At 66.2% G+C, this 22,238-nt stretch carries 22 protein-coding genes; 10 read left to right on the top strand and 12 right to left on the bottom strand.

All coding sequences use genetic code 11. The features are described 5' to 3' along the window. The first annotated feature begins 160 nt into the window (after positions 1-160). From hemE to pyc, 5 genes are all read left to right on the top strand, one after another. Positions 161-1,171: a uroporphyrinogen decarboxylase gene (gene hemE / locus LI953_RS05355; RefSeq protein WP_227075006.1), complete on the top strand. Its 1,011-nt coding sequence runs from the start codon at positions 161-163 to the stop codon at positions 1,169-1,171. Further along, a complete protein-coding gene (gene hemH, locus LI953_RS05350; protein WP_227075005.1) occupies positions 1,168-2,187 on the top strand; it encodes a ferrochelatase in 1,020 nt (339 codons plus the stop codon). The genes hemE and hemH overlap by 4 nt, the downstream gene beginning before the upstream one ends. After that, on the top strand, positions 2,177-2,836 hold the full coding sequence (locus LI953_RS05345; RefSeq protein ID WP_227075004.1) for an HAD family phosphatase: 660 nt from the start codon (positions 2,177-2,179) through the stop codon (positions 2,834-2,836). The genes hemH and LI953_RS05345 overlap by 11 nt, the downstream gene beginning before the upstream one ends. Then, positions 2,833-3,276, top strand: a complete 444-nt coding sequence (gene hemJ, locus LI953_RS05340; RefSeq protein WP_227075003.1) for a protoporphyrinogen oxidase HemJ — start codon at positions 2,833-2,835, stop codon at positions 3,274-3,276. The genes LI953_RS05345 and hemJ overlap by 4 nt, the downstream gene beginning before the upstream one ends. A gap of 102 nt (positions 3,277-3,378) precedes the next feature. Next, on the top strand, positions 3,379-6,825 hold the full coding sequence (pyc, locus tag LI953_RS05335; RefSeq protein ID WP_227075002.1) for a pyruvate carboxylase: 3,447 nt from the start codon (positions 3,379-3,381) through the stop codon (positions 6,823-6,825). Positions 6,826-6,885: 60 nt separating this feature from the next. Here pyc and LI953_RS05330 read toward each other — a convergent pair whose 3' ends face one another. The 6 genes from LI953_RS05330 to LI953_RS05305 all read right to left on the bottom strand — a co-directional run bounded on the left by LI953_RS05330 (position 6,886) and on the right by LI953_RS05305 (position 13,820). Further along, positions 6,886-8,058, bottom strand: coding sequence for an acetate/propionate family kinase (locus tag LI953_RS05330; RefSeq protein WP_227075001.1), 1,173 nt, complete (start codon positions 8,056-8,058; stop codon positions 6,886-6,888). Then, positions 8,051-9,448: a bifunctional enoyl-CoA hydratase/phosphate acetyltransferase gene (locus LI953_RS05325; RefSeq protein WP_227075000.1), complete on the bottom strand. Its 1,398-nt coding sequence runs from the start codon at positions 9,446-9,448 to the stop codon at positions 8,051-8,053. The genes LI953_RS05330 and LI953_RS05325 overlap by 8 nt, the downstream gene beginning before the upstream one ends. A 13-nt stretch (positions 9,449-9,461) precedes the next feature. Further along, the gene (locus LI953_RS05320; RefSeq protein WP_227074999.1) at positions 9,462-11,171 is read right to left on the bottom strand and encodes an alpha/beta hydrolase; all 1,710 of its coding nucleotides are present in this window, start codon (positions 11,169-11,171) and stop codon (positions 9,462-9,464) included. Positions 11,172-11,186: 15 nt separating this feature from the next. Then, positions 11,187-11,975: an enoyl-ACP reductase FabI gene (fabI, locus tag LI953_RS05315; RefSeq protein ID WP_227074998.1), complete on the bottom strand. Its 789-nt coding sequence runs from the start codon at positions 11,973-11,975 to the stop codon at positions 11,187-11,189. After that, positions 11,972-12,250 carry a hypothetical protein gene (locus tag LI953_RS05310; RefSeq protein ID WP_227074997.1) on the bottom strand — a complete coding sequence of 93 codons (279 nt, stop codon included), beginning with the start codon at positions 12,248-12,250 and terminating at the stop codon, positions 11,972-11,974. The genes fabI and LI953_RS05310 overlap by 4 nt, the downstream gene beginning before the upstream one ends. Before the next feature lie 166 nt (positions 12,251-12,416). Beyond that, on the bottom strand, positions 12,417-13,820 hold the full coding sequence (locus LI953_RS05305; protein WP_227074996.1) for a short-chain fatty acyl-CoA regulator family protein: 1,404 nt from the start codon (positions 13,818-13,820) through the stop codon (positions 12,417-12,419). A gap of 191 nt (positions 13,821-14,011) precedes the next feature. On the opposite strand from LI953_RS05305, the gene LI953_RS05300 reads away from it, so the two are divergent. From LI953_RS05300 to LI953_RS05285, 4 genes are all read left to right on the top strand, one after another. Further along, entirely contained in the window at positions 14,012-14,224 is a 213-nt protein-coding gene (locus LI953_RS05300) for a hypothetical protein (RefSeq protein ID WP_227074995.1), read from the top strand. A 117-nt stretch (positions 14,225-14,341) separates the two neighbouring features. Next, positions 14,342-15,007 (top strand): leucyl/phenylalanyl-tRNA--protein transferase, encoded by a 666-nt coding sequence (gene aat / locus LI953_RS05295; RefSeq protein ID WP_227074994.1) that lies wholly within the window; start codon positions 14,342-14,344, stop codon positions 15,005-15,007. Beyond that, positions 15,004-15,600, top strand: a complete 597-nt coding sequence (locus tag LI953_RS05290) for a hypothetical protein (protein WP_227074993.1) — start codon at positions 15,004-15,006, stop codon at positions 15,598-15,600. Before aat ends, LI953_RS05290 begins: the two co-directional genes overlap by 4 nt. Beyond that, a complete protein-coding gene (locus tag LI953_RS05285) occupies positions 15,597-16,049 on the top strand; it encodes a TspO/MBR family protein (protein ID WP_227074992.1) in 453 nt (150 codons plus the stop codon). Before LI953_RS05290 ends, LI953_RS05285 begins: the two co-directional genes overlap by 4 nt. Here the strand turns inward: LI953_RS05285 and LI953_RS05280 are convergent. The 4 genes from LI953_RS05280 to trxB form a co-directional block, all read right to left on the bottom strand. Beyond that, a complete protein-coding gene (locus tag LI953_RS05280; RefSeq protein ID WP_227074991.1) occupies positions 16,046-16,348 on the bottom strand; it encodes a DUF167 domain-containing protein in 303 nt (100 codons plus the stop codon). The genes LI953_RS05285 and LI953_RS05280 overlap by 4 nt on opposite strands. Then, positions 16,345-17,523, bottom strand: coding sequence for an acetyl-CoA C-acyltransferase family protein (locus tag LI953_RS05275; RefSeq protein WP_227074990.1), 1,179 nt, complete (start codon positions 17,521-17,523; stop codon positions 16,345-16,347). Before LI953_RS05275 ends, LI953_RS05280 begins: the two co-directional genes overlap by 4 nt. Positions 17,524-17,923: 400 nt before the next feature. Further along, positions 17,924-18,835 carry a LysR family transcriptional regulator gene (locus LI953_RS05270; RefSeq protein ID WP_370635765.1) on the bottom strand — a complete coding sequence of 304 codons (912 nt, stop codon included), beginning with the start codon at positions 18,833-18,835 and terminating at the stop codon, positions 17,924-17,926. Position 18,836: 1 nt separating this feature from the next. Further along, positions 18,837-19,802, bottom strand: coding sequence for a thioredoxin-disulfide reductase (gene trxB / locus LI953_RS05265; RefSeq protein ID WP_227074989.1), 966 nt, complete (start codon positions 19,800-19,802; stop codon positions 18,837-18,839). A 78-nt stretch (positions 19,803-19,880) separates the two neighbouring features. Here trxB and LI953_RS05260 point away from each other — a divergent pair, with 78 nt between their 5' ends. Next, positions 19,881-20,918 carry an MBL fold metallo-hydrolase gene (locus LI953_RS05260; protein ID WP_227074988.1) on the top strand — a complete coding sequence of 346 codons (1,038 nt, stop codon included), beginning with the start codon at positions 19,881-19,883 and terminating at the stop codon, positions 20,916-20,918. On the opposite strand, the gene LI953_RS05255 is transcribed toward LI953_RS05260, so the two are convergent. Together LI953_RS05255 and ybeY are read right to left on the bottom strand one after the other, a co-directional pair. Continuing rightward, on the bottom strand, positions 20,915-21,802 hold the full coding sequence (locus LI953_RS05255) for a hemolysin family protein (protein WP_227074987.1): 888 nt from the start codon (positions 21,800-21,802) through the stop codon (positions 20,915-20,917). The two genes, LI953_RS05260 and LI953_RS05255, sit on opposite strands and share 4 nt — an antisense overlap. Then, positions 21,799-22,236 carry an rRNA maturation RNase YbeY gene (gene ybeY / locus LI953_RS05250; protein WP_227074986.1) on the bottom strand — a complete coding sequence of 146 codons (438 nt, stop codon included), beginning with the start codon at positions 22,234-22,236 and terminating at the stop codon, positions 21,799-21,801. The genes LI953_RS05255 and ybeY overlap by 4 nt, the downstream gene beginning before the upstream one ends. Between the last annotated feature and the right edge of the window lie 2 nt (positions 22,237-22,238).

Genomic DNA, 22,238 nt, shown 5'->3' with positions numbered 1-22,238 from the left:
ACCATGGGGGATATGTAAAAATCAGCAGCTTACCGCTGGTTTCTGGATGTGGATAACTTTGTGGAATTATCCGCGCATTGGGTTAAACCCCGTTATCCACAGCCAACCACCCCCACCCCTCAACCTTTAAAGAAATAATGTTTAGGTTTAGGCGGTGTGCATGAAATTGCTCCAAGCCCTGAATGGCGAGCCCATCTGGCCGCCTCCCGCCTGGCTCATGCGCCAAGCCGGGCGCTATCTGCCGGAATACCGGGCCACCCGCGCCCAGGCCGGGGATTTCATCAGCCTGTGCCTCAACCCGGCCCTCGCCGCTGAAGTAACCCTGCAGCCGATCCGTAAATTCGGGTTCGATGCCGCTATTTTATTTTCAGACATCCTGATCCTGCCAATGGCGCTGGGGCAGGGGCTGCGCTTTGCTGAAGGCGAGGGTCCGCGTTTGCCGCCGCTGGAAAGCCTCAGCACGCTGGACACCGCGCGGGCGCCGGGTGTTTACGCGCCGGTGATGGAGACCGTCCGCCGTGTGCGGGCCGAATTACCCGCCGAGACGGCACTGATCGGCTTCGCCGGCGGCCCGGCGACGGTGGCGTGTTACATGCTCGATGGCGAAGGCGGCGGAGAGTTTCCCCGCACCCGACGGCTGGCTTATGAGCAGCCGGGCTTTGTCGCCGCCGTGCTGGAGGTTTTGAGCGAGGCGACGATCGCCTATCTCTCCGCGCAGGTCGAAGCCGGGGCGGATTGCGTGATGCTGTTCGAGAGCTGGGCCGGGATTTTCCCCGCGGCGCAGTTCCGCGAGCTGGTGATCGCGCCCAACCGGCGCATCATTGCCACGCTCAAGGCGAGGCATCCGGGTCTCAAGGTGATCGGCTTCCCGCGTCTGGCCGGGCTGATGCTGGGCGAATATGCGCGAAACACCGGGGTGGACGCGGTCGGGTTGGATACGGTCACCGATCTGGCCAAGGCGATTGACGTCTGCCCGCCGGGCACGGTGTTTCAGGGCAATCTCGACCCGCTGCTGCTCAAGCTCGGCGGCGTGGCGATGGACGAGGCCGCGCGCAAGCTGCTGGCGCAGGCGCGTGGCCGCCCCCATATCTTCAATCTTGGCCATGGCATCACCCCGGACGTGCCGGAGGCGAACGTGGCCCGTCTGATGGAGATCATTCGCAGCGCATGAAGACGGCCATCGTCCTGTTCAACCTCGGCGGCCCGGACAGCCCAGCCGCGATCCAGAAATTCCGCGTCAATCTGTTCTCCGACAAGGCGATCATCCGCGCCCCGGTGTTCATCCGCTTCTGGCTGGCGCGGCTGATCGCGGGGCGTTCGGCCAAGGCGGCGGCGGAGAATTACGCGCTAATGGGCGGATCCTCGCCGCTTTTGGGGCTGACCCAAAAACAGGCGGCGGCGCTGGAGCAGGCCTTGGGCGGGACGAATAAAAGCTTCATTGCCATGCGCTACTGGCACCCCTTCGCGGCCGAGGTGGCGCGCGAGGTGAAAGCCTGGAACCCTGACCGCATCGTGCTGCTGCCGCTTTATCCGCAATTTTCCAGCACCACGACCGGCTCCTCGCTGAATGATTGGCGCGAGGCGGCGGCGCGGGCCGGGCTGGCCAAGCCCACCACCACCATCTGCTGCTGGTTTGACGATGCCGCCTATTGCGCCGCCACCGCCGCGCTGGTCGACGCGACCATCGCCAAGGCCAAGGCGGCGCATCCGGGGATGAAGATCCGTGTGTTGTTTTCGGCGCATGGCCTGCCGGAAAGCATCATTAAGGCCGGAGACCCGTATCAGGCGCAGGTGGAAGCCACGGTTTCGGGCGTGATGGCGCGGCTCAAGGACCAGGATGTCGAGCATCTGGTCTGCTTCCAATCGCGCGCCACGCCGCAAAAATGGCTGGAGCCGAGCACGATCGCCGCGATCGAGCAGGCTGGGCGCGACGGCGTGGTGGCGGTGGTGTCGCCGATCGCCTTCATTTCCGACCATATCGAGACGCTGGTCGAGCTGGACATCGAGAACCGCCATGTCGCGGAGCAGGCCCAGGTGCCGGGCTATTTCCGCGTGCCGGCGCAGAATGACGACCCGGCCTTCATCGCGGCACTGGCCGGCATCGTGCGCCGCGCCGCCAACCCCGGATTATGCCGCGGCGGCTCGCCCTGCGGCGCGCATAAGGATTGCCCGTTCAATGCCGCCTGAGCTGATCATTTTTGACTGCGACGGCGTGCTGATCGATAGCGAGGGCGTGGCCTCGGCGCTGATCGCGCGCGAACTCACCGGGCTGGGCTGGGCGATGGACGCGGCGGAGGCGATGCGCTTGTTCATGGGCATGTCGATCGGCGACATGGTGCCAATGATCGAGGCCGCGTTGAAGCAGCCCTTGCCGCCTGATTGGCGGCCCAATCTCGCTGAAAAACTGGTGTTGGCGCTGGGCGAGGAGTCCAGGCTGATCTCCGGTGCCGATACCATGCTGCACCGTGTGAACGAGCTGGGGATCGAGTGGCGGGTGGCGAGCAATTCCTCGGACGAGGAAATGGCGGTGAAATTCACCCGCACCGGCATCGCGCATCTCACCGCCGGGCGGGCGCATTCGGCGGCCAGCGTGATCGCGCGCGGTGGCCGCCCGAAGCCCGCGCCCGATGTGTTCCTGGCTGCCGCCGCCTCGGCCCAGGCCGCCCCGGCGCGCTGCATCGTGTTGGAGGATAGCCGCCTCGGCGTCACCGGCGCGGTGGCCGCGGGCATGACCTGCTACGGCTTCGCCCCGCATGGCGGCGCTGAACCGCTGCTCGCCGCCGGGGCGAAGGCGGTGTTTTCCGATTTGCACGAGATTTTTGGAGTTCTGGCATGACCATCCCCGCGCTGATCCCGGCTTTTCATTGGCTTCTCGCGTTTCATGTCGTCAGCTTCACGGCCTGGATGGCGGGCATGTTCTACCTGCCCCGGCTCTACGTGTATCACTGCCAGACCGTGCCCGGCACGGCGGAATCCGAGCGCTTCAAGGTGATGGAGGTGAAACTCCTGCGCCTGATCATCAACCCGGCGATGATCTCGACTTGGCTGTTCGGCATCCTGCTGATGCTCACCCCCGGTGCGGTGAATTGGCACGCCGCCTGGTGGTGGAGCAAATTCACCTGCGTCATCCTAATGTCGGGTTTCCACGCGTTTCTGTCGCGCTGGCGGCGGGATTTCCTGAACGACCGCAACACGCGCAGCGAGCGTTTCTACCGCATCGCCAATGAGATCCCGACGGTGTTATTCGTAATCATCGTATTTAGTGTGGTTGCCTGACCAATTTTCGGGCAGCGGGCATTGCGGCGGGGGAGGACTTGCCGTTAAAACGCCGTTTGAGGCCGGGTTTTTAGGCATGAATCCGGCATAAGGAGCAGGTTTGTGAAGCATTTCAAGCGCCTTCTGGTCGCCAACCGGTCCGAGATCGCGATCCGCGTGTTCCGCGCCGCGGCTGAGCTTGGTATTTCCACCATCGCCATCTACCCGGAGCATGATAAGCTGTCGCTGCACCGGTTCAAGGCGGATGAGGCGTATCTCATCGGCAAGGGCATGGGGCCGATCGAGGCGTATTTGTCCATCGACGAGGTGATCCGCGTCGCCAAGCAGGCGGGGGCGGACGCCATCCACCCCGGTTATGGCTTCCTCTCCGAAAACCCGGATTTCGCCGAAGCCTGCGAGCGCGAGGGCATCACCTTCATCGGCCCGCGGCCGGAGACGATGCGCCAGCTCGGCAACAAGGTGGCAGCGCGCAACCTCGCCATTTCCGTCGGCGTGCCGGTGATGCCGGCGACCGACCCGCTCCCGTATGACGATGCCGAGATCAAGCGCCTGGCCAACGAGGTTGGCTATCCGGTAATGCTGAAAGCGAGCTGGGGCGGCGGCGGGCGCGGCATGCGCCCGATCGAGAGCGAGGAGACGCTGCTCGACTCCGTGGCCACCGCCCGGCGCGAGGCCAAGGCCGCCTTCGGCAATGACGAAGTGTACTTGGAGAAGCTGGTCCGCCGCGCCTGGCACGTGGAAGTGCAGATCCTGGGCGATTCCTACGGCAACCTCGTGCATCTGTTCGAGCGCGACTGCTCGATCCAGCGCCGCCACCAGAAGGTGATCGAGCGCGCCCCGGCCCCGTATATGGACCCGGTGACGCGCGAGGCGCTGTGCAACGCCGCGCTCGCCATCGGCAAGGCGACGAATTACTGCAATGCCGGCACGGTCGAGTTCCTGATGGACCAGGATACCGGCAAATTCTACTTCATCGAGGTGAACCCGCGCGTGCAGGTGGAGCACACGGTCACCGAGGTCGTCACCGGCATCGACATCGTCAAGGCGCAGATCCATGTTGCCGAGGGCGGGCATGTCGGCATAGTGGACGAAACCGGCGTGCCGCCGCAGGATCAGATCCACCTCTCCGGCCATGCGCTGCAATGCCGCATCACCACCGAGAACCCGGATAATAATTTCGTGCCCGATTACGGGCGCATCACCGCCTATCGCGGCGCCTTCGGCTTCGGCATCCGCACCGATGGCGGCACCGCCTATTCGGGCGCCGTGGTCACCCGCTATTACGACGCGCTGCTGGAAAAAGTGACCGCCTGGGCGCCGACGCCGGATGAGGCCATCGCGCGCATGGACCGCGCGCTGCGCGAATACCGTATTCGCGGCGTCGCCACCAACCTCGCCTTCTTGGAGGCGCTGCTCAACCACCCGGATTTCCGCGCCGGGAAATACACCACGCGCTTCATCGACAACACGCCCGAGCTGTTTTCGGTAAAGAAGCGCCAGGACCGCGCCACCAAGCTGCTGCGCTACATCGCCGACGTGAGCGTGAACGGCCACCCGGAGACGCGCGGCAAGCCGAAACCGCCCGCCCATGCCCGCACGCCGGAGCCGCCGAATTTTGGCAGCGAGCGGCGGGAGGGCAGCAAGCAGCTGCTCGACAAGCTGGGCCCAAAGGGCTTCGCCAACTGGATGCTGGAGCAGAAGCGCGCGCTGGTGACCGACACCACGATGCGCGACGCGCATCAATCGCTGCTGGCCACGCGCATGCGCACCTACGACATCGTGAACGCGGCCAAGGCCACCTCGGTCGGGCTGCCGCAGCTATTGTCGCTAGAATGCTGGGGCGGGGCGACCTTCGACGTGTCGATGCGCTTCCTGCAGGAAGGCCCGTGGGAGCGCCTGCAATGGATCCGCGAGCGCGCCCCCAACATCCTGCTGCAGATGCTGCTGCGCGGCGCGAATGGCGTGGGCTACACCAACTATCCCGACAATGTGGTGAAGTTCTTCGTCAAGCAGGCGGCGGAGCGCGGCATTGACCTGTTCCGCGTGTTCGACTGCCTGAACTGGGTGGAGAACATGCGCGTCGCCATCGACGCCGTGTGCGAGGCCGGCAGGCTGGCCGAAGGCGCGATCTGCTACACCGGCGACATTCTGGACCCCGACCGGGCCAAGTATTCGCTGAACTACTATGTCGGCCTGGCCAAGGAGCTGGAGGCCGCGGGCTGCCATATCCTGGCGATCAAGGACATGGCCGGGCTGCTGAAGCCCGCCGCCGCCACCGTGCTGGTGAAGGCGCTGAAGGAGGCGGTGAGCCTGCCGATCCACCTGCACACGCATGACACCTCGGGCATCTCCGCCGCCTCGGTGCTGGCAGCCGTCAACGCCGGGGTGGATGCCTTCGACGCCGCGATGGACCCGATGTCCGGCCAGACCTCGCAGCCCTGCCTGGGCTCGCTGGTGGAGGCGCTGCGCCACACTGAGCGCGACACCGGGCTCGACCCGCGCGCGATCCGCCAGCTCAGCTTCTACTGGGAGGCCGTGCGCTCGCAATACGCTGCGTTTGAGAGCGATCTGCAATCTGGCGCCTCGGAGGTCTATCTGCACGAGATGCCCGGCGGGCAATTCACCAATCTGCGCGAACAGGCGCGCAGCCTGGGGCTGGAAACCCGCTGGCATGAAGTGGCCCGCGCCTATCGCGACGCCAATGACCTGTTTGGCGACATCGTGAAGGTTACGCCCTCCTCCAAGGTGGTGGGCGACATGGCGCTGATGATGGTGTCGCAGAACCTCACGCCGGAGATGGTGGCCGACCCCGACCGGGAGATCTCCTTCCCGCAATCGGTGGTGGAGATGATGCATGGCGATCTCGGGCAGCCTCCGGGCGGCTGGCCGGAGACGCTGCAAAAGAAGGTGCTGAAGGGCAAGACGCCGATCACCGTGCGCCCTGGCTCGCTGATGCCCGAAGCCGATCTCGCGGCCATCCGCAAGACCGTGTCGGAGCGCTGCGGCATCGAGGAGGTGCAGGATTACATGCTCGCCTCCTACCTGATGTATCCGGAGGTGTTCACCACCTTCACCGGCGCGCTGCGCACCTATGGCCCGGTCTCGGTGCTGCCCACCCCGGTGTATTTCTACGGCATGCAGCCGGGCGACGAGATTTCGGTTACGCTGCAGGCCGGCAAGACGATGATCATCAGCCTGCAAACCCTCTCGGCCACCGATGAGGACGGCAATGTGTCGGTGTTCTTCGAGCTGAACGGTCAGCCGCGCATGATCACGGTGCCCAACCGCAGCGCCACCGCCATTCGCCCGGCCAAACGCAAGGCGGATGAGGCGGATCCGAAGCAGCTCGGCGCGCCGATGCCGGGCACCATCTCGGCCATTCTGGTGCGCGAGGACCAGAGCGTGGAGCAGGGCGAGCCGCTGCTGGCGATCGAGGCGATGAAGATGGAAGCCCAGATCACCGCGCCGCGCGCCGGTACGGTGAAAACCATCCTCGTGCGCCCGGGCGAACAGGTGGACGCCAAGGATTTGCTGGTCGAATTCGCCTGAGGATGGCGTGGCCGCCAGGGGCCGAGCCCCTGGCGGCGGAACGCTTTCCACCAGCCCGGCTCAGCCGAGGCTGACCAGCGTGTGCCGGGCGATCATCAGCTCCTCATCGGTCGGGATGATGCGGATCTCCACCTTGCTGTCCGCGGTGCTGATTACAGGCTGAGCGGCCGCGTTGGCTTCCGGGGAGAGACGTGCGCCGGTCCAGGCCAGGCGCTGGCAGATGGCGGCGCGGATCGGGGCGGCGTGTTCGCCGATCCCGGCGGTGAAGACGATGCCGTCCAGCCCGCCAAGGCAGGAGATCAGCGCCCCGGCATGGCGGGCGGCGCTGTAGGCGAATAGTTCCAGCGCCTCGGCGGCTTCCGGCGCTTTGCTTTGCAGAAGCGTGCGTACATCCGGCGAGATGCCGGAAACGCCGAGCAACCCGGATTGTTTATAGAGCAGATCGGTGATCGCGGCGGCGTCCATGCCGTGGCTTTGCGAGAGATAGATCAGTACGCCGGGGTCGATGCTGCCGCAGCGTGTGCCCATCATCAGCCCTTCCAGCGCGGTGAAGCCCATCGTGGTGTCGACGGAGAGGCCGCCGCGCAGGGCGCAGAGCGAGGCGCCATTGCCCAGATGCGCCACGATCACCCGGCCTTGGGCCAAGTCCGGCACCGTCTCGCGCAGCCGCCCGGCGATGTATTCGTAGGACAGCCCATGGAAGCCGTAGCGGCGCACGCCCTCGTCGTGGAACGCGCGCGGCAGGGCGAGGCGCGTCGCGGTTTCGGGGATGGTATGGTGGAAGGCCGTGTCGAAACAGCCGATTTGCGGCAAAGCAGGGCGCACCGCCAGCACCGCGCGCACGGCGGCGAGGTTGTGCGGCTCATGCAGCGGGGCGAGCGGGTTCAGCTCGGCCAGATGCGCCATAACCTCGGCATCCAGCCGGGTGGGGGCGGTGTAGCGGTTGCCGCCATGCACGATGCGATGCCCGGCGGCGATCAGCCGATCCGCGCCGAGATGCGCCTCCACCCAGCCCAGCACCTCGCGCATCAGATCCTCATGCGTCTCCGCCGCATGCGCGGGCCAGCGCCGCTCCAGCGCCAGCGCGCCATTGGCGCTGATGCGCAGATGCGGCGCGGTGCCGATGCCTTCGGCCAGCCCCTCGGCGATGCGCGTCAGCCCGTCTGCGGTCTCGAACAGCGCAAATTTGATGCTGGAGGAGCCGGCATTGATGGTGAGGACGGCGTCAGCCATGCGCTTGCGCTTCCGCCATGATCACGGCGACGGCGCAGGAGGCGAGGCGGGCGCGGTCGTCATCGGCCCGGCTGGTGAGGATGATCGGCACCGCCGCGCCGAGCACGATTCCGGCCGCATCGGCATTGGCGAGGAAGGTGAGCTGCTTGGCCAGGATGTTTCCGGCCTCGATATTCGGCACCACCAGGATGTCCGCCTGCCCGGCGACGGCGGATTTGATGCCCTTCTGCGCGGCGGCGGCGGCGGAAACGGCGTTGTCGAACGCCAGCGGGCCATCGAGCACGCCGCCCGTGATCTGGCCGCGATCCGCCATCTTGCACAGGGCGGCGGCGTCCAGCGTCGCCTGCATCACCGGGTTCACGGTCTCCACGGCGGCCAAGATCGCCACGCGCGGGGTGTCGATGCCCAGCACATGCGCCAGCTCGATGGCGTTTTGCACGATGCAGACCTTATCCTCCAACGTCGGCGCGATGTTGATCGCGGCGTCGGTCACCAGCAGCGGGCGCGGGTAGGAGGGCACATCGAGCACGAAGACATGGCTGAGCCGCTTGCTGGTGCGCAGCCCGGTGCCGGGCTGCATCACCTCGTGCAGCAACTCGTCGGTGTGCAGCGAACCTTTCATCAGCAGCTTGGCCGTGCCCGCGCGCACCAGGGCCACGGCGCGGGCGGCGGATTCATGGCTGTGTTTGGTGTCGATGATCTGGAAACCCGAAATATCCAGCCCATGCGCGGCGGCGGTTTCGCGGATGCGCGGCGCCGGCCCGACCAGGATCGGGGTGATGAGGTTGCGCTCGGCGGCCTCCACCGCGGCGAGCAGCGAGATGTCGTCGCATGGATGCGCGATCGCGGTGGGGATAGGCTGGCCGGCGGTGGCGCGGGCCAGCAGGTTGCGGAAATGTTGATGCCGCAGCAGCCGCACCTCGGGCAGGGTGATGGCCGGGCGGCAGACTTTTTCGTCCGGCGCGCGCACCGTGGCGGTGCCGCGCAGCACCTCCTGGCCGTTTTGGTTGGCGCAATGGCAATCCAGGATCACCCGGCGCTTCTCGGGGATCTTGCCGGTGACGGTGCAGGTCGCGGTGATGGTGTCACCAGGCGAGACCGGGGCGATGAATTTCAGCTCCTGCGCCAAATAGATCGTGCCCGGGCCGGGCAGCTTGGTGCCGAGCACGGCCGAGATCAGCCCGGCGGTGAGCACGCCCTGGGCGATGATGTGGTGGAACAGGTCGGTCTCGGCGTATTCCGGGTCGAGATGCGCGGGGTTGATGTCGCCGGAGACGACCGAGAACAGGGCGATGTCGTCGGCCGTGATCTCCTTGGCGAGGCTGGCGGAATCGCCGACGGCGATATCGTCGAACACCCGGTTTTCGAGCAATTCGGTCTTCATATCCATGGCGTTCGGTCTTTCAGCGCTGGAAGATGTATTGCCCCGGGGCGGCGTCGAGAATGGGGTAGCCGTTTTGCGGCGCGCCCATGGGCGGCGGTGCCACCGGCTCGCCTGAGTGCGCGTTGAGCCATTCAACCCAGGCGGGCCACCACGATCCCTCGGCGCAAATGGCGTTCTCCTGCCATTCCTCGGGCGGCACGTAGAGGTCGTCATGGCGGCGGCGCAAAATGCAGTAATGGCGGTGCGGATGCCCCGGCTCGCTCACCACGCCCGCATTATGCCCGCCAGAGGTGAGCACGAAGGTGAAATCATTATGGTTGAGCAGCTGCAGCTTATACACCGAATGCCAGGGCGCGATGTGGTCGGTCTCGGTGCCGATGACGAAGAACGGCCCATGGATATCGGCGATCGAGATCTTATGCCCGCCCGCCTCGAAGCGCCCCTCGGCCAGATCGTTATTGAGGAACATGTGGCGCAGATATTCGGCATGCATCCGGTAGGGCATGCGCGTGGCGTCACGGTTCCACGACATCATGTCGTTCGGGTTGGTCTCCTCGCCCAGATAATAGCGGCGGATCAGGGTGGACCAGACGAGATCGTTGGAGCGCAGCAATTGGAAGGCGCCCGCCATCTGCGTGGAGTCGAGATAGCCCTGCGCCCACATCGCATCCTCAAGGAAGGCGAGCTGTGAGGCGTTGATGAAGAGTTGCAGCTCGCCCGCCTCGGTGAAATCGGTCTGCGCCGCCAACAGGGTGATGCTGGCCAGCCGCTCGTCATGCTCGCGCGCCATGGCGGCGGCGGCGATGCTGAGCAGCGTGCCGCCCAGGCAATAGCCGGTGGCGTGGATCTTCGGCGCGCCGCAGATCGTGGTGATGGCGTCGAGCGCCGCCATCACGCCGAGGCGGCGGTAATCATCGAGGCTGGTGTCGCGCAGGCTGATATCGGGGTTGCGCCAGGAGATGCAGAACACCGTGAAGCCCTGCTCGACCAGGTAGCGGATCATCGAGTTATGCGGCGAGAGGTCGAGGATGTAATATTTCATGATCCAGGCCGGCACGATCAGCACCGGCTCGGGGCGCACCTTGCCGGTGGCGGGGCTGTATTGGATCAGCTCGATCAGCTCGTTGCGGAACACCACATTGCCCGGGGTGATGGCGACATCCTTGCCCGGCTGCATCGGCAGGGTCTGGGTGGTGCCGCTGCCCGTGGCCTGCAGATCCTCGATGAAATGGCGCATCCCCTCGCGCAGGCTGTCGCCCGAGGTGGCCTGAAACTTGGCCAGCACCTCGGGGTTGAGCATCGGGAAGTTGGAGGGCGCCATCATGTCCATCAACTGGCGCGCGACGAAATTGACGATGCGGCCATTCTCTTTCGATAGCCCGTGTACGCCGGTGGTCGCCATGTCCCACAGCCGTTCGGCGCGCAGGAAGGCCTGCACCGCGAAGGCTGGCGGGCCGTGCTCCCAGTTTGGGCTGGTGAAGCGGTGATCCTCCGGCTCGGGGACCAGTTTTTCGGCGGGCAGGCCGAGGGCGAGGCGGGCCAGCTCCGCCCAATCGGCCGCCGCCTGCCGCGCCAGGCTCACCTGCCGGCCCGGCTGGTCGCCTAAATGCAGGAACCAATCCGCCCAGGCCAGCGCCAGCGATGACGGCGACAGCCCGCCGGTCAGCCGCGCTTGCGCGGCGTGCAGGGCGCGGTCCAGGTCGCGGTTATTCAGAGTGTTCTCGTTCATGGTCCGCTCCAGGCTTTAGGCGAGCAAATGTTGGCCGCCATCGACGGGGATGATGGTGCCGGTGAGCATCCCGGCGCCGCCGCCGGCCAGGAAGGCCGCGAGCGCGCCGACATCCTCGATGGTGGCGAGGCGCCGTTCCGGAGCATTTTCGGCGGCGTCCAAGAGCTCGTTAAATTTCTCGATACCGCTGGCGGCGCGGGTGGCGATGGGCCCGGGCGAGATGGCGTTGACCCGGATGTTCTTGGCCCCCAGCTCGGCGGCGGCGTAGCGCACTGCGCTTTCCAGCGCCGCCTTCACCGGGCCCATGACATTGTAGTTCGGCACCACATGCTCAGATCCCTGAAAGGTTATCGTCATCAGCGAGCCGCCATCCGGCATCAGCGGCTCGGCGAGCCTGGTCATGCGCAGGAAGGAGTGGCAGGAGATGTCCATGGCCTGGGCGAAGCCCTCGGGCGAGGTATCCACCACCCGGCCGTGCAGATCCGCCGCGGGGGCGAAGGCGATGGCGTGCAGCATGAAATCCAGCTTGCCCCAGCGTTGGGCGGCTTCGCCGAACACCGCTTCCAGCTCGCCTGGCTTTTCCACATCGCAGGGGAGCAGGAAGTCGCAGGGGAGCTCATCCGTCACCGCCTGCACGTGGGGCTTGGCCTTTTCGTTGAGATAAGTGGCGCCGAGCCGCGCGCCGCAGGCGGCGAAAGCGCGGGCGCAACCCGTGGCGATGCTGTGCTCGTTGGCGATGCCGACGACGAGCCCCCGCTTTCCGGCGAGGCTGAACGGGGAGGGCGTGCTGGTGATGCAGTTCATGGGGCCGACGTGTCGGGCTTATGGGCGGCGGCGCTTGGGCGTTCCTCGGGCTTGCCCGAGACCGCGGCCAGCGGGCGCTCCATCAGCGAGGCCATCAACGAGGCCTGGGCGCGCATCAGCGCCTGATTATAGGCGATCTGGGCCTGGGTGACATTGCGCATATATTCGGCCAGCTGCTCGAAAACCTTGCCCGAGGGCAGGAATTTTTGCTGCGCGGTCAACAGGTCGCGGGAGATCTGGAACATCTCGAACGGGTCGGTAGATTTGTCGCTCATGCCGCTCTCCTTTTTGGGCGTGGTCCGGCAACCGGTAATGCCCAGCCCCGGCGGACTTGGCGTTGACCTCCGTCAATCGGCGGCCCGTGTCACCCTAAATTCATGTTGCAGCGCGAAAGGTACTCCAGATCCGCCGCCAGATCAGCCACATCCGTGTGACAATTCGCTACAATTTTCCGGTCTTGGTCTCAAACTTATACGGGCTGGCGCTGGTGGTCTGCGGGTCGATGGAGAGCCGGTGCGCGATGGGCGGAAAGGCGCGGGAGCGGCAATCCTGGCGTTCGCACAGCCGGCAGGAGAGGCCGATGCCCACCGCCGCCGTGGCCAGGTTCAGCCCGTCGCCATAAACCAGCTCGCCGGCATGGGCGACATCGCAGCCCATGGCCACCACATGCACCGGCGGCGGCTCGCCCCAGCGGGCCGGGCGGCCGGTGATGGCGCGGGCGAAGCAGAGGAAGGTCTCAGTGGCCGAGAGCTGCGCCACCTGCACACGGACAGCGCCGGGCGTGGCGAAGGCGGAATGCACGATCCAGCGCGGGCAGGTGCCGCCGAAGCGCATGAACGGGAAGCCCGCCGCCGAGAAGCGCTTGCTGACATTGCCCGCGGCATCCACGCGCAGGAAGAAAAACGGCACGCCGCGCGCGCCCGCCCGTTGCAGGGTGGAGAGGCGGTGACAGGCCTGCTCATAAGACACGCCGAAGCGCGCGGTCAGGGCGTCCACATCGTAGCGGCGCTCGCGCGCGGCGGCGAGGGTCGGCTCATAGGGCATCAGCAGCGCCCCGGCGATGTAGTTGAGCAACCCGATGCGCAGCAGCTCGGCGGCGTCGCGCGTGGTCGGGTTGGCGCGTTTGACGATTTTTTCCACCGGCTCGCGCGCCTCCAGCAAGGCGAGCTGGAAGGCCATCTGAAACCCCCGGCTCTCGCGCGGCAGGTCTTCCGACAGGGTGAGCATGCGGCTGGCGGCGTCGTAAACGCGCAGCGCGCCGGGTAGGGGGCGTACGCTCACCACCAGCCCGTGCTGGCGGCGCAGGCGCTCGGCCAAGGCGTGGCTGGTGCCGACGCTGGCGGTTTCCAGCCCGGCGCCGATGCGCTCGGCCTCGTCCTCCAGCGCCGGGAAATGGTTTTCGTGATCGTGGAAGAAATCCCGCACTTCCTCGTTCGGCAACAGGATCTTGCGGCCCGAGGGCAGGGTGATGCCGCCGCCCGCCTCCTCGCGCGCCCCGGCCAGAGCGCGATGCAGGGCGAGCACGGCGCGCGCCGCGTTGGGGGCGGCGGCCAACGTCTGGATCTCGGCATCTGGCACCGGCTCGATCGCCAGTACCGGATCGGCGAAGGCCTCGCGCAGAGCCACCTCGTATTCACGCTCCTGCACGCCTGAGAGCGCGGCGAGATCGACCTTCAGGATGTCGGTGAGCTTGAACAACAGCGAGGCGGTGACATTGCGCTGGTCGTGTTCGACAAGATTCAGATAAGACGTTGAAATACCGAGCTTCTGCGCGAAGCCTTGCTGGGTGTAGCCTTGCTCCATGCGAAGCCGGCGAATGGTCTTGCCGATGGCTGCTTTTGACATATTTTACAAATAGCAAAAATTTACAGTAAAGTCACGCACAGATTTCGCGGAACTCCGTCAGATTCCGCTGTTCATCGCGCCGCAATGTAAATAGTTTGACCTCACGAGCTTCCCGCGGCGCCTCTCTCTCAATCGCAATCCCCCCCGGCGCCGTGGGAAGCCAACCACAAGAATTGATACAGGAGTTCATCATGCGTCATCAGCTGACCCCGACCTTCTCCCCGGATGGTTTTGGCGGACACGCCGCGGCCCAGCGCCAGCGCGAAGCTGGCAACGCGGCGGTGATCCAGGCCCTGAACGCCGCGAAGGAGGCACGCCATGACTCTGCTCGCCCTGAGCATCGCGATTATGACGACGGCCTCGTGCATGGCCATTACTGGGCCAAGACTTCAACCACGCGGTAATCAACAACCACAACGCCGAGTTTAGGGAGACTGCGCCCCGGGCCTCACGGCCTGGGGTTTTTTGCGGCCACATCACGGCGCTTGGCAAATTCCGCGCGGATATGCGAGGTCTTGGGCATGTCCGCGCGGCCCTTTCATCTCACCACCGATCTGCTGCTCCGCGCCTATCAGCTTGGCTTGTTCCCCATGGCCGAGGCGCGGGAGAGCCGCACCCTGCATTGGCTCGACCCGGATGCGCGCGGCGTGTTGCCGCTGCATGGGTTTCACATCCCCCACAGCCTGATGAAGACGCTGCGCGGCGCGCTCTTCACCGTGACCGCCGATGCCGCCTTCGCCGCCACCATCGCCGCCTGCGCCACCTCGCGGCCGCACCGGCCCGAGACCTGGATCAACGAGGAAATCGAGCGGCTGTTCAACGAACTGTTCACGCTCGGCTTCGCGCATAGTGTCGAGGCCTGGCGCGATGGCGAATTGGTGGGTGGGCTGTATGGGGTGGCGCTGGGTGGAGCGTTTTTTGGCGAGAGCATGTTTTCCACCGCCACCGATGCCTCGAAAGTGGCGCTGGTGCATCTGGTGGCGCGGCTGCGCCTGGGCGGATTCACGCTACTCGACACGCAATTCATCACCTCGCATCTCGCCCGCTTCGGCGCGGTGGAGATCCCGCGCGGGGAGTATCACCGCCGCCTCGCCATCGCCGTGGAGCTGCCGGCACGGTTTCCCGTCAGCCCTGATGCTGCCGCATTGTGGAGTGAAATAGAGGCGATGCGAAAGGAGGCCCCATGACCAACGCCATGAAACGCTCATTGTCCGCCGCCGTGCTGCTGGCGGCGCTGCCCGCCGCCGCGCTGGCCGCGCCGGTGATCCTGCCCTCGCGCGATGTGGCGGTGACCTATTCGCTCACCGCCCAGGGCAAGGCGCCGGCCACGTATCAGCTGGCCTACGACGCCACCGACCAACTGGCCCGCGTGCAGAGCCAGAGCGGCTATTATGTGCTCGCCAATCTGCCAGCCGGGCAGGCTCAGGTGGTGGTGCCGGCGCTGCACGCGGTGGTGCAAGCGCCGGATTTCTCGGCCCTGACCGGCGAGATCTACAATGCCGATGGTGCGCAATTCACGCCGCTGGGCACCGGGCATTACGCCGGGCTGGATTGCGAAAAATATCTGGTGATGGATCAGAAGGGCACCGGCACCGCCTGCATCACCCCAACCGGGGTGACGCTGCATTTCTCGGGCCATGATGCGCAGGGCAGCGCGGATTTGACGGCGCTGTCCGTCTCCTTCGCGCCGCAGCCCGCGGGTGATTTCACCCCGCCCACCGGCTATTCGCAGCTCAACCTGCCGCCCGGTGCGCTGCTGGCGCTGCTCAACCCGCAATGAGCGAGCGGCGCGCCCTTTGGCTGTTCATCCTGCTCACGCTGGGCGGCGGGCTGGGGGTGGGTGCGCTGAGCCTGCCGGGTGCCTGGTTCGCCGGGCTGCGCGAACCCGCGTTCAACCCGCCGGGCTGGGTGTTCGGGCCGGTATGGAGCGTGCTGTATGTGCTGATCGGCATCGCCGGCTGGCGGTTATGGCGCGTTCCGGGCGCGGGCCTGGCACGGCGGCTATGGTGGGCGCAGCTGGCGCTGAATTTTCTCTGGCCGCCGGTGTTTTTCGACGCGCATGATCTGCGCCTCTCGGTCGCGGTGATCGTCGCGCTGCTGCTGGTGGTGGCGGCGCTGGTGCTGGCCGCGCGGCGGCAGGATAAATTGGCGGCGTGGCTGCTGCTGCCGTATCTCGCCTGGGTCGGGTTCGCCACGGTGCTCAACAGCGCGGTGCTGGCGCTGAACTAGCCGAGCTCCGGCACCGCCACCGGCCCGGTGATCAGGAATTTCTTCTCGCGCGAGGTTGCTCCGGCGGTAAGGGTGATGGCGGCGGGTTTCACCCCCAGCCAATCGGCCAGCGCGGCGATGATCGCGGCATTGGCCTTGCCATCCTCGGGCGCGGCGTTGATGGCGATTTTCAGCCGCGCTTCCGGCCAGCCCGGCGCCGGGGCGGCGGGCAGCACGGGGCCGATCTGCACGCGCTTGGCCCCGGGCTGCGCCTTGACGGCGAGGATGAGCCCCGCCGCCGTTCGCAGGTGAAACGTCACACGCGTTCGAGGATGACCGCGATGCCCTGGCCGCCGCCGATGCACATGGTGACGAGCGCGTAGCGGCCGCCGGTGCGGTGCAGCTCATACATCGCCTTGATGGCGATGATCGCGCCGGAGGCGCCGATCGGGTGGCCGAGCGCCACGGCGCCGCCATTGGGGTTGACTTTGGCTGGGTCCAGCCCGAGATCGCGCGAAACCGCGCAGGCCTGGGCGGCGAAGGCTTCGTTGGACTCGATCACGTCGAGATCCGCAGCTTTCAGCCCGGCCTTGCGCAGCGCGTGCTGGCTGGCTGGGATCGGGCCGAGGCCCATCACCTCCGGCGCCACGCCGGCATGGCCATAAGACACGATGCGCGCCATCGGCTTCAGGTTGCGCGCCTTCACCTCGGCGCCCGAGGCCAGCACCAGCGCCCCGGCGCCGTCATTCAGGCTGGAGGCGTTGCCGGCGGTGACGGTGCCGTCCTTCTTAAAGGCGGGTTTCAGCCCAGCCAAAACGTCCTGCGTGGTTTCGGCGCGCGGATGCTCATCGGTGTCGAAAATGGTCACGCCCTTGCGCGCGGGCAGTTCCACCGGGCAGATCTGCTCCTTGAAATGCCCGGCGGCGATGGCGGCGGCGGCGCGGCGGTGTGATTCGGCGGAGAAGGCGTCCTGCTCCTCGCGGCTCAGGCCATATTGCGCGGCGATGTTTTCGGCGGTGATGCCCATATGGCCGTGGCCGAACGGGTCCTGCAGGGCGCCGACCACCATGTCCACCACCTTGCCGTCGCCCAGACGGGCGCCCCAGCGCTCGGCCGGGAGCAGATAGCCGCCCCGGCTCATCGACTCAGCGCCGCCCGCCACGGCCAGCGCGGCATCGCCCAGCATGAGGCTCTGCGCCGCCGAGACCACGGCCTGCAGGCCCGAGCCGCACAGGCGGTTCACGGTCATGGCCGGGGTTTCCACCGGAATCCCCGCATTCACCGCGGCGACGCGGGAGATGTAGGCGTCCTTGGGTTCAGTGTGGATCACATTGCCCAGCACCACGTGCTGGATGTCCTTGGCGTCGACGCCGGATTTGGCCAGGGCGGCGCGGATCGCGATTTCGCCCAGCTTGGTGGGCGGCACGTCTTTCAGCGCCTTGCCGTAATCACCGATCGCGGTGCGCTGGCCGGAGAGGATGAACACATCTGACATGACGGATCCTTATACTGTGTTTGTGCGTTGCGGCGAGAATAGACCCAAGTTTGACATGACGCAAATTCGGCAAAAACGGTAATTTAATTGAATTTTTGCGTAGAATTAGAGCTTTATTTTTATAGATATCGACAGAACAACGCCCATTCTCCGCAGATAAAAAAACCCGCCGGCACCTCATGGGCCAGCGGGTCAAGTCAACAGGGAGGCTTCACGTCTGGGAGACGTTGGGACCGAGGTCCCAATCCGGCTCCAAGAGCCGGACGATGCCCGGCTCGCACCGGGCATGTTGTATATAAGCCACATCGCGTAAAAATCTAAGTGTTAAAACCGTAATGCGCTTGCTTTTTTGTATCTATTTGTTCCAGCGCGGCGGCGGAATCTAGGAAAACCGCCGATTTCAGGGCTTTAGCGTGTTACGTTCGGCAAGAGAATTCACCAGAAAGTCACGGAATACGGCAACGCGCTTGGAGTTCCGCAACTCTTCCGGGTAGACGAAATACATCTCGATCGAGGGCTTCTTGATATCTGGCAGCACCGGAACCAGCCCGGTCGTGTCCTGCACCAGATAATCCGGCACCGAGCCGATGCCCACGCCGGAGCGGATGCAGGCGAGGATGGCCTGCAGCGAGTTGATCTCCAGCGCGCCGCGCCGCGCCGTGCCATCCTTGCGGCCGATCTCGCCCAGCCAGTTCACATCCGGCACCGGGGGCTTGCGGTCCCCGAACAGGATGAGCTTGTGCTTGTCGAGGTCATCCACCGTCTCCGGCAGGCCGTTGGCCTTCGCGTATTCGGGCGAGGCCCAGATCTGGCTGCGGATTTTGCCGAGATGGCGCTGGACCAGATCCGGCTGGCGCGGCGGATGCATGCGGATGGCGACATCGGCCTCGCGCATGGCGAGGTCGAGATCGGTGTCGTCGAGCAGCAGCGAGACGGTGACATCCGGGTGTGCGGACAGGAACTGCTTCAGCCGCGGCGCCAGCCAGGTCACGCCGAAGCTGTGCGTGGTCGTCACCTTCAGCCGCCCGGCGGGCTTTTCCTTGCTTTCGGCCAGCAGCGCCTCGGTCATCGCGAGCTTGGCGAATACCTCGCGCACGGTGCGGTTCAGCGCCTCGCCTTGCTCGGTAAGGATCAGCCCGCGCGCATGGCGGTGGAACAGCGGCACGGAGAGCGCTTCCTCAAGCGCTGAAATCTGCCGCGAAACCGCCGATTGGCTGAGGTTCAGCGTATCCCCCGCATGCGTGAAGCTGCCCGCCTCCGCCACCGCGTGGAACACTCTCAGCTTATCCCAGTCCATTTTTTGCCCGGTCATGTTATGCGGCCTCGTTCACGTGGAGCTCAATGTGGCTCAAATATTTCTCGGCTTCCAGTGCGGCCATGCAACCCGTGCCGGCCGCCGTCACCGCTTGACGGAAGATTTTGTCCTGCACGTCGCCCGCGGCGAACACGCCGGACACCGAGGTTTCGGTGCTGCCCGGGCGGGTGAGGATATAGCCCTCGGCATCGAGATCGACCTGCCCGGCAAACAGCGCCGTGGTCGGCGAGTGGCCAATGGCGATGAACACGCCCTCCACCCCAATCTCCTTGCTGGCCCCGGTCTTCACGTTTTTCAGCCGCAGGGCGGTGACCACCTCAGGCGCGCCGGCGCCGAGGATTTCGTCCACCGTATGGTCCCAGATGACCGAGATCTTGGGGTTGGCGAAGAGCCGCTCCTGCAGGATGCGCTCGGCGCGCAGGCTGTCGCGCCGGTGGATGAGGGTGACATGGCTGGCGTGGTGGGTGAGGTAGAGCGCTTCCTCGACCGCGGTATTGCCGCCGCCGATGACCGCCACCGCCTTGCCGCGATAGAAGAACCCATCGCAGGTGGCGCAGGCGGAGACGCCAGCGCCCTGATATTTCTGCTCGGAGGGCAGCCCCAGCCAGCGCGCCTGCGCGCCGGTGGCGATGATCACGCTCTCGGCCTCGAACTCGACGCCGCCATCAGTCCAGGCGCGGAAGGGGCGGGCGGAGAGATCGATCTTGGTGATCAGATCGTACATGATCTCGGTGCCGACATGCTCGGCCTGCTTGGCCATCTGCTCCATCAGCCAGGGGCCCTGGATCGGCTCGGCGAAACCGGGGTAATTCTCGACATCGGTGGTGATGGTGAGCTGGCCGCCTGGCTGCAGCCCGGCCACCAGCACAGGGCGCAGATTGGCGCGCGCGGCATAGATTGCCGCCGTGTAGCCCGCCGGGCCCGCCCCGACGATCAAAACCCTGGTCTTTCTCAACTCACCCATAGCCGTGTGTCTTCCGGAAAATTCTTTTGGATGACGTACATATCCGCTGCCTGCGCGCCGATACAAGAGCGCGCTGCCGTGAGCAGGCTCATGTTTTTCGTCCGCCAAGGTCGCAACGCGCGCGGCGGCGCCCATATCCGGGACATGAATTACCCGGTTTCCGATCATTCCGATGGCGAGAAGTTCTTCAACCCCGAACCAACTCTGCATGGCGGCCCGCGCCGCCGCAAGGGGTTTCTCGCCCTGCTGCGCGCCAGGCTGCGGCGCGACCCGCAAACCTGGGCGCGCTGGCCGCAATGGGTGGAGGACCCGGCCCCCGAGGCCGTGCCCGAGGATGGGCCGAGCGTGACCTGGGTCGGGCACAGCACGTTTCTGCTGCGCCTGCCGGAGCTGAATGTGTTGACCGACCCGGTGTTTTCCGCGCGCTGCTCGCCCAGCCAGATGGCCGGGCCGAAGCGGGTGCGCGCGCCCGGCTTGGCGCTGGAGGCGCTGCCGCGGATCGACCTGATTTTGCTCTCGCACAACCATTACGACCATCTCGACCTGCCCTCGCTGCGGCGGCTGCGGGCGGCGTTTCCGGCGGCGCGGATCGTCACCCTGCTCGGCAATGGCCGCTACCTTGACCGGCGGCGCGTGCATGAGGCGCATGAGCTGGATTGGTGGGAGACGCTGAGCCTGCATGGCGCGCATATCACCGCCACCCCGGCACGGCATTTTTCCGCCCGCACCTTATGGGATGGCAACCGCGCGCTGTGGGGCGGGTTTTATGTGCAGCACAAGGCGCACCGCATCTTCTTCGCGGGCGATACCGGCTACACCAAATTCTTCAGCGAGATCCGCCATCGGCTCGGCCCGCCCGATCTGGCACTGCTGCCCATCGGCGCCTATGCGCCGCGCTGGTTCATGGCCCCGGTACATATGGACCCTGATGACGCGGTGCGCGCCTTTGCCGATCTTGGCGCGGCGCGGGCGATCGGCATGCATTTCGGCACTTTCCAGCTCACCGCCGAGGGCATCGACGACCCGCCGCAGGCGCTGGCGGCGGCGCGGGCGCGCGCCGGGGTGGCGCCGGAGGCGTTTTTCACCCTCGGCATCGGCCAGAGCGCGCGGTTTTAAGCGTCGGCGCTGGGGGCGGGCGGCGGCGCCTCGGGCGGGGCCGGGCGGCGGGCGCGCAGGCGGCGGATGCGCCTCGCATCGGCCTCCAGCACCAGGAATTCGAGGCCCGAGGGGTGGCGGATGATCTCGCCGCGCGCGGGAACCCGCCCGGCGAGGTTGAACACCAGCCCGCCGACGGTCTCGATATCGGCGTCGCGCTCATCCTCGGCCAGCACGGGGCCGATTTTTTCCTCGAATTCCTCCACGGGCAGGCGGGCGTTGAGGTCGAACGTGCCGTCCGGGCGCTCGACCAGCATCGGACCCTCGATCTCGTCATGCTCGTCCGCGATGTCGCCGACGATGGTTTCCACCAGATCCTCGATCGTCACCAGCCCATCCACGCCGCCATATTCGTCCACCACCAGCGCGAGATGCGTGCGCGTCTGGCGCATTTGCAGCAGCAGGTCGAGCACCGTGATCTGCGGCGCCACGAGCAAGGGCTTGCGTAGGATCTTCTCCACCGAGAATTCCGCCGCCGGGCCGGTATAGGCGAACACGTCCTTGATATGGACCATGCCCGCGAGGTCATCGAGCTCCTCACGGTAGACCGGCAGGCGCGAATGCCCCTCGCGGCGGATTTGCGCCAGGGCTTGGTCCAGCGAGACATCGGCGCGCATGGCGATGATGTCCGGGCGCGGGACCATCACGTCATCGGCGGTGATCTCGCGCAGGCGTAGCACGTTGGCGATCAGCGCGCGCTCATGCGGCGACAGCCCGGCCGGCACCCCGGCGCCGCCGCTGGCGGCTTCGGCCTCGGCTTCCTGCACCAGCTCGGCGATGGAGTCGCGCACCGATTGCTCGGAGGTGCGCAGCCGGTTGAGCAGGCGGGTGAGGGCGCTGCTCATCGGTTTTTCCACGGGTTGGGCACGCCGAGCCGGGCCAGGATGCGGGTTTCCGCCGCCTCCATCTCCCGCGCCTCGCCGGCATGGTGGTGGTCGAACCCATGCAGATGCAGCGCGCCATGCACCAGCAGATGCTGCAAATGCCGGGCGATGCTCTTGCCCTCGCGCGCGGCCTCGGCCGCCACCACGCCGAAGGCGAGCAACATTTCCGGCGGGTTGGCGTAGGTGAGAACGTTGGTCGGCTTGTTCTTGCCGCGGTCGCGGTGGTTCAGCCGTTTGATCGTGCGGTCATCGGCCAGCACCACGCTGGCGCCGCTCTCGGCCGCGGCCAGGGTGCGGCGGATGAGCCACGGCAAATGCCGCACATGCCGGCGCCAGCGGCGGTCGGCGACGATGATTTCGGGCCCCCCGAAGGGGCTCGTACTTCCAGGTTCCATCT

This window comes from Acidocella sp. KAb 2-4, from assembly GCF_020567705.1.
Classification (GTDB): Bacteria; Pseudomonadota; Alphaproteobacteria; order Acetobacterales; family Acetobacteraceae; genus Acidocella.
Note: the sequence above shows the minus strand (reverse complement) of the source record. Positions and strands in the feature narration are given on the sequence as shown.

Excerpts from the sequence above, each read along its gene's own strand:
- LI953_RS05275 (WP_227074990.1), bottom strand. The coding sequence starts at position 17,523 with ATGTCAGATGTGTTCATCCTCTCCGGCCAGCGCACCGCGATCGGTGAT.
- LI953_RS05255 (WP_227074987.1), bottom strand. The coding sequence starts at position 21,802 with ATGAGCAGCGCCCTCACCCGCCTGCTCAACCGGCTGCGCACCTCCGAG.
- trxB (WP_227074989.1), bottom strand. The coding sequence starts at position 19,802 with ATGGGTGAGTTGAGAAAGACCAGGGTTTTGATCGTCGGGGCGGGCCCG.
- LI953_RS05305 (WP_227074996.1), bottom strand. The coding sequence starts at position 13,820 with ATGTCAAAAGCAGCCATCGGCAAGACCATTCGCCGGCTTCGCATGGAG.
- LI953_RS05345 (WP_227075004.1), top strand. The coding sequence starts at position 2,177 with ATGCCGCCTGAGCTGATCATTTTTGACTGCGACGGCGTGCTGATCGAT.
- LI953_RS05285 (WP_227074992.1), top strand. The coding sequence starts at position 15,597 with ATGAGCGAGCGGCGCGCCCTTTGGCTGTTCATCCTGCTCACGCTGGGC.
- hemH (WP_227075005.1), top strand. The coding sequence starts at position 1,168 with ATGAAGACGGCCATCGTCCTGTTCAACCTCGGCGGCCCGGACAGCCCA.
- aat (WP_227074994.1), top strand. The coding sequence starts at position 14,342 with ATGTCCGCGCGGCCCTTTCATCTCACCACCGATCTGCTGCTCCGCGCC.
- LI953_RS05320 (WP_227074999.1), bottom strand. The coding sequence starts at position 11,171 with ATGAACGAGAACACTCTGAATAACCGCGACCTGGACCGCGCCCTGCAC.
- hemE (WP_227075006.1), top strand. The coding sequence starts at position 161 with ATGAAATTGCTCCAAGCCCTGAATGGCGAGCCCATCTGGCCGCCTCCC.
- LI953_RS05300 (WP_227074995.1), top strand. The coding sequence starts at position 14,012 with ATGCGTCATCAGCTGACCCCGACCTTCTCCCCGGATGGTTTTGGCGGA.
- hemJ (WP_227075003.1), top strand. The coding sequence starts at position 2,833 with ATGACCATCCCCGCGCTGATCCCGGCTTTTCATTGGCTTCTCGCGTTT.
- LI953_RS05270 (WP_370635765.1), bottom strand. The coding sequence starts at position 18,835 with ATGACCGGGCAAAAAATGGACTGGGATAAGCTGAGAGTGTTCCACGCG.
- LI953_RS05325 (WP_227075000.1), bottom strand. The coding sequence starts at position 9,448 with ATGGATATGAAGACCGAATTGCTCGAAAACCGGGTGTTCGACGATATC.
- LI953_RS05330 (WP_227075001.1), bottom strand. The coding sequence starts at position 8,058 with ATGGCTGACGCCGTCCTCACCATCAATGCCGGCTCCTCCAGCATCAAA.
- LI953_RS05310 (WP_227074997.1), bottom strand. The coding sequence starts at position 12,250 with ATGAGCGACAAATCTACCGACCCGTTCGAGATGTTCCAGATCTCCCGC.
- LI953_RS05290 (WP_227074993.1), top strand. The coding sequence starts at position 15,004 with ATGACCAACGCCATGAAACGCTCATTGTCCGCCGCCGTGCTGCTGGCG.
- fabI (WP_227074998.1), bottom strand. The coding sequence starts at position 11,975 with ATGAACTGCATCACCAGCACGCCCTCCCCGTTCAGCCTCGCCGGAAAG.
- ybeY (WP_227074986.1), bottom strand. The coding sequence starts at position 22,236 with ATGGAACCTGGAAGTACGAGCCCCTTCGGGGGGCCCGAAATCATCGTC.